The organism is Leisingera sp. SA32, from assembly GCF_056033425.1.
In genome coordinates, this window is record NZ_JBVYHB010000012.1 from 141,884 (window position 1) to 149,133 (window position 7,250).

Below are 7,250 nucleotides of genomic sequence, written 5' to 3' on the forward strand. Positions count from 1 at the left end.
GGTCTTGAACTTGCAATCGAAGAAGAAATTCCCGTCGATCCGAGACTATTACAGCGCGACACAGCTGCGCGCTGACCGGTGGAGCGCATTGCGGGAGGCCGCGGAAGGTCTCTCGCGGCACCGCGCTGACAGCCGACAAGGCAAAAAGCTGATGACCACAGCCGAGCACCTTTTCGAGGTGCTGGCCCCGATCGAACGGTACTGGGCGTTTCCCGGCATCCATGCCTTCGAGCACCTGCGGCGGCTCTTGCAGCAGGGCAATACCGGCGACCTTTCGACCGCGGTCCGACGCATCGCCCGGGCATTGACCTCGGGCGCCTACCGACGGCGGTCGATTCCGCTGTCGTCCGATGAAATCGACAACGAGGATTACGAAGACGAAGCCTCGCTTGCACCGGAAGCCCGCGCCCTGGGGCGGCCCTATTTCGAGGTTCTGATTGTCGATGACGTGTCGGAATCTCAGGAACGGTTTCTGCGGCAGAACCTGCTCAGGATGCGCCGCGTCGAGGATCCGTTCATCTATGAACCCGTGATCGTGCCCTCGCTGGAGGATGCGCTGATTGGCGTGCTGTTCAATTACAATGTACAGGCCGTGGTGGTTCGCCCCGGCTTGTCGCTGAAATCCAAGATCGAGCTGCCGATCCTCAGCCAGTACCTGACCCGCGTAAGTGAAGCGGAAGAGGTCGATGCGATAGAGCCACATGAATACGGGCCGGTATCCTGTCGGCTGATCGAAAAAATCCGGCCGGAGCTGGACGCCTATCTGGTCACCGACCGCTCGGCCGAAGAGATCGCCGGCCTGGACCTGGGCCGCTGCCGCCGGGTATTCTACAACCAGGAAGACTTCCAGGAGCTGCACCTCAATATCCTCCGGGGCGTCGACCGGCGGTACAAGTCACCGTTTTTCACAGCTTTGAAGGAATATTCGAAACAGCCGACGGGCGTGTTCCACGCAATGCCGATCAGCCGTGGCAAGTCGATCAGCCGCTCGCACTGGATCCAGGACATGGGGGCGTTTTACGGCTCCAACATCTTCCTGGCCGAAACCTCGGCCACCTCCGGCGGGCTCGACAGCCTGCTGGAGCCACGCGGCCCCATCAAGGAAGCGCAGGACATGGCGGCGCGGGCTTTCGGGGCGAAACACACGTTCTTTGCAACCAACGGCACCTCCACCTGCAACAAGATCGTGGTGCAATCAGTGGTGCGGCCCGGCGATATCGTGTTGGTCGACCGCGATTGCCACAAGTCGCACCACTACGGGATGGTGCTGGCGGGCGCGAGCGTCGTATATATGGACAGCTACCCGCTGCACGAGCACTCGATGTATGGCGCAGTGCCGCTGCGCGAGATCAAGCACACCCTGTTGCAGCTCAAGGCCGCGGGCAAGCTGGACCGGGTCCGCATGGTGCTGCTGACCAACTGCACCTTCGATGGCATCGTCTACAACGTGCAGCGGGTGATGGAGGAGTGTCTCGCGATCAAGAAAGACCTGATCTTTCTGTGGGACGAGGCTTGGTTCGCGTTCGCGCGCTTCGACCCCACCTACCGGCAGCGCACCGCCATGGGGGTCGCTAACACGCTGCGGCAAACCCTGCGCACCCCGGAAGCCAAAGCCGCGTGGGAGGCTCAGCAGGAGGCGCTGAAAGACGCGGATGAGGCCAAGTGGCTGGATACACGGCTCGTGCCGCCTCCGGACGCACGGGTGCGCGCCTATGCCACCCAGTCGACCCACAAAACCCTGACCTCGCTGCGCCAGGGCTCGATGATCCACGTCAACGACCAGGACTTCAAAGGTGAGGTCGAACAGGCCTTCCACGAAGCCTACATGACCCACACCTCGACCTCGCCCAACTACCAGATCATCGCCTCGCTCGACGTCGGACGGCGCCAGGTGGAGCTGGAGGGGTTCGAATTTGTGCAAAAGCAGATCGAAAGCGCAATGTCGATCCGCCGGGCCATCTCCGACAACCCGCTTTTGCAGAAGTACTTCCGCGTCCTGACTGCCGGCGATATGATCCCCGAGCCGTTCCGCGAAAGCGGGGTCGAGGCCTATTACGACCCGGATCACGGCTGGGCGGATACCTGGCACATGTGGCGGGAGGACGAGTTCGTTCTGGACCCGACCCGCGTCACCCTTGCGGTGGGCGGCACCGGCTGGGACGGCGACACCTTCAAGACCAAGATTCTGATGGACAAATACGGGATCCAGATCAACAAGACCTCCCGCAATACCGTTTTGTTCATGACCAATATCGGCACCACCAGGTCTTCAGTCGCATATCTGATCGAAGTGCTGGTGGAGATCGCCAACGAATTGGACGAGCTTTTGGACGATGCCTCCAAAATGGAGCGCCGATCCTTTGATAACAGGGTGTCCGCGCTGGTCGAACATGTGCCGCCACTTCCAGATTTCAGCCGGTTCCACGATGCCTTCCGGGCGGGTGCCGAAACGCCAGAGGGCGACATCCGCACCGCGTTCTTCCTCGCCTACAACGAGGACTACTGCGACTACATCCCTGCCGATGACGCACTGATGCAGCGGCTGGAGGCGGGTGAGGAGCTGGTCTCAACAAGCTTCATCATTCCCTACCCGCCCGGCTTTCCTATCTTGGTGCCCGGGCAGGTCATCAGTCCGGAAATAATGTCCTTCATGCGGGCGCTCGACGTCAGCGAGATCCACGGTTACCGCGAAGATTTGGGGCTGCGTGTTTTCACCAAAGAGGCTTTGAAGTCCGTCCAAAAATAGATTCACAAGGGAGAAGATATATGCCGAAGAAAGTTCTGAAAAACATCTCGGAGATCCGCCGCTATTTCCACACCAACGCGGACCCGGTCTATTTTGTTTCAGCGACGAACTTTAACCTTCTTGGGCTTGATGAATGGGTGAAGAACTTCAAGTACATCTGCTACATGGACTGTTTCGACGGCCGTCACCCGAACGTGCTGGTGCCGTCGGAGCTGCCGCATGACGAGTTCCAGTCGATCGAGGACATCAACAACTACCTGCTGCAGCACAAGGAGGTACGGGACTACATCAAGGCGCGCGGCGGCAAGCCGAAGTTCGTGTTTCTGATGTTCGATGAAAAGACCGAGGAACTGGTTGAGGAACTCGGCGGCGAACTGTGGTTCCCCAAGGCAGAACTGCGCACCAGGATGGACAACAAGATCGAAACCGTCCGCGTCGGCAACAAGGCAGGCGTGCCCTCGGTGCCGAACACGCTGTCCGAAGTGCAAAGCTACAAGCACCTGAAAGAAATTTGCCAGAAGGCGGACCTCGGCAGCGATCTGGTGCTGCAAAGCGCCTTCGGCGATTCCGGCCACACGACGTTTTTCGTCAAGTCCGAGGCCGATTTCCGCAAACACGAGCATGAGATCGTCGGCGAGGGCGAGATCAAGATCATGAAGCGGATCGATTGCCGCGGCTCCGCGATCGAGGCTTGCGCCACCTCCCAAGGCACCATCGTGGGGCCGCTGATGACCGAGCTTGTCGGCTTCAACGAGCTGACCCCTTACCGTGGCGGCTGGTGCGGCAACGAGATTTTCGCCACAGCCTTCCCGCCCAAGACCCGCGAACGGGCGCGGGAGCTGACCTTCAAGTTCGGCGAACAGCTGCGCAAGGAAGGCTACCGCGGCTATTTCGAGTTGGACTTCCTGATCGACAAGAAAACCGGAGAGATCTGGCTGGGCGAGCTGAACCCGCGCATCACCGGAGCGTCTTCGATGACCAACCACGCGGCCTTTGCCCATGCTGACGCGCCCCTTTTCCTGTTCCATTTGCTGGAGTTCTCGAAAAAGCCGTTCAAGCTGGACGTCGGGGAACTGAACGACCGCTGGGCCGACCCGAACATGATCGACTCCTGGTCGCAGATGGTGATCAAACACACCGACGACACCGTCGACATCGTGACTTCGGCACCGCAATCCGGCATCTACCGGATGCAGCCGGATGGCGAGGTGGTGTTTGACCGGTTTGACTATCACCGCCGGGCGGTCGAGAGCGAAGACGAGGCGTTCTTTCTGCGCATCTCTAACGTTGGCGACTACCGCTACGAAGGCGCCGACCTTGGCATTCTTGTCACCCGCGGCCGGTCGATGACCAAGGGCTTCCAGTTGACTGAAAAGTCCAAGCGCTGGATCGACGGAATTAAGTCCGCCTATGCCGCAAGCCCACTTCCTTCTGCCGAGGCCTTTGAAGATCCGGCATTCAAGATTATGTAGGGAAAATGAAACTCACGTTCCGTGCCCTGCAGGAAAACGAGCCGGGACAAGTGCTCGCCCGGCTTTTTTCCGAGTACCGCACCGCCTATCTGGACTGGTGGGCGAGCGAGGGCCTATGTGGCCGCCCTACCTATGCCGAATGTAGGCGCGCGCTGAAGACCCACATGCCCGAGCTCATGGGAATTTACGATCAGCTCTGCGCGGCGGTGGGTGGCGGCGACATGGAAGCCCGCTTCCTCAGCTTTTATTGCCCGCCGCGCTATCTGGCCGGTTGCAGCCAGGCGATCTGGCCCGGCCAGGAACCGCTTCTGGTGCGCAACTACGACTACAACCCCGCGGCCTTCGACGCGGTGTTCCTGAAGACCGGCTGGGACGGATGCCAGGTCATGGGCACGTCGGACGGGCTGTTCGGCCTGCTCGACGGGATGAACGATGCCGGGCTGACCGTCTCGCTGACCTTCGGCGGGCGCCGCGCGGTCGGGGAGGGCTTTGGCGTGCCTCTCATACTCAGGTACATTCTGCAGGTCTGTACCACGCTCGATGAGGCTCAGGAGGTGCTGCGGCGGGTGCCCTGCCACATGAGTTACAACGTGACCGTGATGGACCGCAGCCGGGGCTTTTTCACAGCATACCTCGCTCCGGACCGCCCCACCGTCATCACCCGTGCGTCCGTTGCCACGAACCATCAGGAACGCGTCGAGTGGACCAGCCACGCCCGCCTGACAGCCTCCGTCGAACGGGAGCGCTTTCTGCTGCAGCGGCTGACACTGCATGAAGAGCCACAAGAGAAGTTCGTCGGCGCCTTCCTGAAGCCGCCCCTGTATTCTCTGGCCTTCGACAGGGGCTTCGGCACGCTCTATACCGCAGCCTACCATCCCGCCGAACGCTTTGTGGACTTGCTCTGGCCGGGCCGGGTCTGGCGGAAAAAACTTGATCAGTTCGAATCTGGTCACCTTGGAATCGAGTACCCCGTCCATCAAAATCGACTCGCGGTGGGTCCATAGACGCCCAACCGACAGGCGAGGCAGCGCGTTCTAAGACACGCCTTGTGCTGGCGGCAATTGCTGTCGGCACAGATAAAAGCTCTCGCGGCCAGCCGCGGCACGCGGGTAATCCCCCCGTTTTTTTTCGGGGACTTGATCGTAGAATTTACACGGCCATTCTCAGTTATTGGGCGGGTGTCATCCCGCTGTTGCCCATGTTGGGGCGTTCATGGTTGTAGGACCAGAGCCAATCGGTGGCAATCTGCTGGACCTCCTCAATGCTTTCGAAAATGTACAAGTCCAGCCATTCGTGCCGGACCGTCCGGGTGTAGCGCTCGACATAGGCGTTCTGCTGAGGCTTTCCGGGCGGGATGTATGCCAAGGCAAAAAAAAAATTCTTTTGCGCCGCAAAGCGTATACCGAAATCGTAGCTAAAATGGCCCGAACCGCATACGGGATCATCAAACGCGGCGAACCCTATCGTCCCTTCTTTGAGGGATGATCGACGCCAGAATGCCCTTTCTTCGCAAGGCCCGTGGAGGCGCCTTGCGGCGGGTGCGGAAGGCCCGAACACGAAGAAGGCCTCGGACGGTGTATCCGAAGCCATTGATGTATCTGGCGACTTAACGCTGGTTGCGAGAGCCGACAACCGCCGTATTCCACCTGCCCTCTCCGCAATCATATGAACCCATGACCGCCTTCGGCCACGACGTGCATCTTATCCCTCTGAACCGCACCGGGTTTGCCGGAGGCTTCAACTCCTGAGTAGGATGAAGCCACAATGAGCAAGACAACAAACAAGTATTCTTCTGAGGTTCGCGAGCGTGCGGTGCGCCTGGTGCTGGACAACCAGGGCCAGCACAGTTCCCGCTGGCAGGCGATCATGTCGATCTCCGCGAAGATCGGCTGTTCGGCGCACACTCTGAATGAGTGGGTGAAGAAGGCAGAGGTCGACAGCGGCAAGCGGGCGGGCGTTCCAACCGATGTGGCCGACAAACTGAAGGCGCTGGAGCGGGAGAACCGCGAGCTGCGCCAGGCGAACGAGATCCTCCGCAAGGCATCAGCGTATTTTGCGATGGCGGAGCTCGACCGCCGGTCGAAGTGATGGTGTCATTTATCGACATGCATCGCGCGGAGTATGGGGTCGAGCCGATCTGCACTGTCCTGCCGATTGCCCCTTCCACGTATTACGACCACCTGGCGAAGCGGGCTGATCCGGCCCGGTGGTCGGACCGTGCCCGGCGTGACGCGGCATTGCGGCCCGAGATCCGGCGGGTTTTCGAAGAGAACTGGCGAGTCTATGGCGTGCGGAAGGTCTGGCGGCAATTGCAACGGGAAGGTTTCGACGTCGCCCGCTGCACGGTCGCCCGGCTGATGAGGAGCATGGGTATTCAAGGTATCATCCGGGGCAAGCCGCACAAGACGACTGTGCCCGACAAGAAGGCCCCATGCCCGCTGGATAAAGTGAACCGGCAATTCCGGGTGCCTGCTCCAAATATGCTCCGGGTGAGCGATTTCACCTATGTCGCCACCTGGAAGGGGTTCACCTATGTCGCCTTCGTTGTCGATGCCTATGCCCGCAAGATCGTTGGTTGGCGTGTCAGCACCTCGGCGCATGCCGGGTTCGTTCTCGATGCGCTGGAGCAGGCTGTTCACGAGCGGCGGCCGACAAAGGCGATGGGGCTTGTTCACCACTCCGACCGCGGCAGCCAATACCTGTCGATCAAGTACACAGAGCGGTTGGGAGAAGCTGGTATCGAGCCCTCTGTCGGCAGCGTTGGGGACAGCTATGACAACGCGCTGGCCGAAACGATCAACGGTCTCTTCAAGGCCGAGGTCATTCACCGCCGCGGTCCTTGGCGAAACTTCGAAGCGGTGGAATACGCAACACTCGAATGGGTGGACTGGTTCAACAACCGCCGTCTGCTCGAGCCTATCGGGAACATTCCGCCGGCAGAAGCAGAGGCCAATTTCTACGCCGCTCTGGAAACTGAGGCACGAGCCGCGTAACTAACTGAAATCAGCCTCCGGCAAACCCGGCGCGGTTCA

General features: G+C 60.2%; 4 protein-coding genes, 1 pseudogene and 1 other annotated feature. Of the genes and pseudogenes, 4 read left to right on the top strand and 1 reads right to left on the bottom strand.

Annotated features, from left to right (window positions below):
• Nucleotides 1-4: 4 nt before the first annotated feature.
• Genes AC0IPL_RS16470 through AC0IPL_RS16480 form a run of 3 tightly spaced genes read left to right on the top strand, consistent with a single transcriptional unit; the run spans nucleotide 5 to nucleotide 5,222 of the window.
• Entirely contained in the window at nucleotides 5-2,746 is a 2,742-nt protein-coding gene (locus tag AC0IPL_RS16470) for an aminotransferase class I/II-fold pyridoxal phosphate-dependent enzyme (RefSeq protein WP_474275760.1), read from the top strand.
• A gap of 20 nt (nucleotides 2,747-2,766) precedes the next feature.
• Nucleotides 2,767-4,218, top strand: coding sequence for a biotin carboxylase (locus AC0IPL_RS16475; protein ID WP_474275762.1), 1,452 nt, complete (start codon nucleotides 2,767-2,769; stop codon nucleotides 4,216-4,218).
• Between the two features lie 5 nt (nucleotides 4,219-4,223).
• A complete protein-coding gene (locus AC0IPL_RS16480; protein ID WP_474275764.1) occupies nucleotides 4,224-5,222 on the top strand; it encodes a C45 family autoproteolytic acyltransferase/hydolase in 999 nt (332 codons plus the stop codon).
• 163 nt (nucleotides 5,223-5,385) lie between these two features.
• Here the strand turns inward: AC0IPL_RS16480 and AC0IPL_RS16485 are convergent.
• A pseudogene (locus AC0IPL_RS16485) lies at nucleotides 5,386-5,583 on the bottom strand (integrase core domain-containing protein); the annotation flags it as partial.
• 399 nt (nucleotides 5,584-5,982) lie between these two features.
• Here AC0IPL_RS16485 and AC0IPL_RS16490 point away from each other — a divergent pair.
• Nucleotides 5,983-7,211 (top strand): IS3 family transposase gene (locus tag AC0IPL_RS16490; RefSeq protein ID WP_474274872.1). Its coding sequence is split into 2 segments (ribosomal slippage): nucleotides 5,983-6,271 and nucleotides 6,271-7,211, totalling 1,230 coding nucleotides; the frame shifts between segments, so codons are not numbered across the junction.
• Nucleotides 6,264-6,380 (top strand) — a sequence feature (AL1L pseudoknot). Its footprint overlaps the gene before it by 117 nt.
• Nucleotides 7,212-7,250: the final 39 nt, after the last annotated feature.